This is a genomic window from Paenibacillus plantiphilus (assembly GCF_927798095.1).
GTDB classification, from domain to species: Bacteria; Bacillota; Bacilli; order Paenibacillales; family Paenibacillaceae; genus Paenibacillus_Z; species Paenibacillus_Z plantiphilus.
Genome location: NZ_CAKMMF010000083.1, coordinates 1 through 674, shown reverse-complemented (window position 1 = coordinate 674; position 674 = coordinate 1). Strand labels below are relative to the sequence as shown.

Annotated in this window: 1 protein-coding gene; it reads right to left on the bottom strand. The window is 49.6% G+C overall.

Annotated elements, in window-relative coordinates; genetic code table 11:
* Positions 1-65: 65 nt before the first annotated feature.
* A partial coding sequence (locus L6H65_RS26440; RefSeq protein WP_236347773.1) for a transposase occupies positions 66-674 on the bottom strand: 609 nt, incomplete at its 5' end.

Here is a 674-nt window from a genome sequence, read left to right as displayed (position 1 = left end):
GGGTAATTTGGCGAGGTGGAGCACATGGTGATGTGTTTTCGAGAGCTGACTGCTGCTTTTTTACCTTATGTGGCTGGCTTCGTGAGTTGCTTAGCATGTCGAAGAACCCCTGGTTTAGGGGCGAACAGACGGCGAACCGTAAGCTTGAGGTTGGTGATCATTCCAGCCAGCTTGGCTTTTCGGTCAAGGGCCTCCAAACTTTTAGTTCGGGGTTTTCCCAATCCGCAGTAGTTTTTTAGTTCGTTGTTAACGCGCTCTACGATGTACCGCTTGCGGTGCTCCGCTTGTCCTTCGTCGCTTTCGTTGAAAGTTTTGGCCGCTTCATAAACGTCATAGTAATGACTATGAAAAATCGTTCTGCCCTCCTTGTTGGGCGTACATTCGGACCGGAGAGAGCAGGCATCGCAATTCTTTTTTCCAAAATAGTATTGTTGTCCTTCGCTGGCAGGAATGCTGCGCTTTCTGACGGTTTCTTGACCCTGCGGACAGGTGTACACATCTTTCTGGTGATTATAAGTGAACCGATCCGAATCATAGCGTCCAGTGGGATTCTTCGAAGATGCAACAGGCGCAATCACTTCCAGGTTGAAAGCCTTCAGTTCGAATCGCTGTTTGCCGTGACCGTAGGCCGTGTCTCCTAAAACCGCTTTCGGTATGACCCCGAAAAAGGCTTG